We start from the raw sequence: 697 nt of genomic DNA on the forward strand, positions 1-697 counted from the left end.
TAACTGGTCCGCACCTGCCCCGCCGATCAGCAGGTCGTTGCCATCCCCACCATTTAAAACATCATCCCCCGCCAAACCGCGGATCTGATCATCACCTGCCGTGCCCACCAGGGTATCCGCGGCGTTGGTTCCGTTTATAACTGCCATTACATCTTCCTTGTGTGTGTTGGAAACTACGTTTAAACGCCAGGTGCTTCGGGGGCTTTACCCCTCTCTGAACGCAACTTGCGTGATGAGGGCCGTCTCAAGCCGCCAGGACAGCACTGTGCCGTCCACCGGCAAGCGGTGGTTTTAATAAAACAGAGAAAATGACGCTGAAGACTTGGGCAGACAATGCCAAGTCCAGCGAGAATGCGAGGCGAGGCATGACCCCGTTATCGACGGCAAGCAATGCCGATCTGATCAGCGCCAGAAATTTGATCTCGACGCAAAATACTGCAGCACTGCTCAAGCCGCGATGCCGCAGCACCTTCAGTTGCAACGCCACAACGGGCGCACTGAGAGCTTTATGAATGTTCACTGTGTTCCATCCCTGGAGGTTTTTCATCGCGTCCATATCGCGACGATGTTCTAGCGATTCAGTGCAGCTGTATAAAAGTTTGACGCGCACGGACCTTTGCTCGTCAAGAGTGCAAATTCCGCACCACAGAAGCCGACGAACGGTAAAAGTCCAACTGTACGCTTCTACGTCACGCAA

General features: G+C 53.9%; 1 protein-coding gene and 1 pseudogene. Both read right to left on the reverse strand.

The genetic code is table 11. From position 1 onward, the window contains the following. Nucleotides 1-147, reverse strand: a 147-nt coding sequence (locus HB680_RS32500; protein WP_213942336.1) for a hypothetical protein, incomplete at its 3' end; no start/stop codon positions are given. Between the two features lie 97 nt (nucleotides 148-244). After that, a pseudogene (locus tag HB680_RS32505) lies at nucleotides 245-697 on the reverse strand (hypothetical protein); the annotation flags it as partial.

This window comes from Pseudomonas sp. dw_612, assembly GCF_018449725.1.
Classification (GTDB): Bacteria; Pseudomonadota; Gammaproteobacteria; order Pseudomonadales; family Pseudomonadaceae; genus Aquipseudomonas.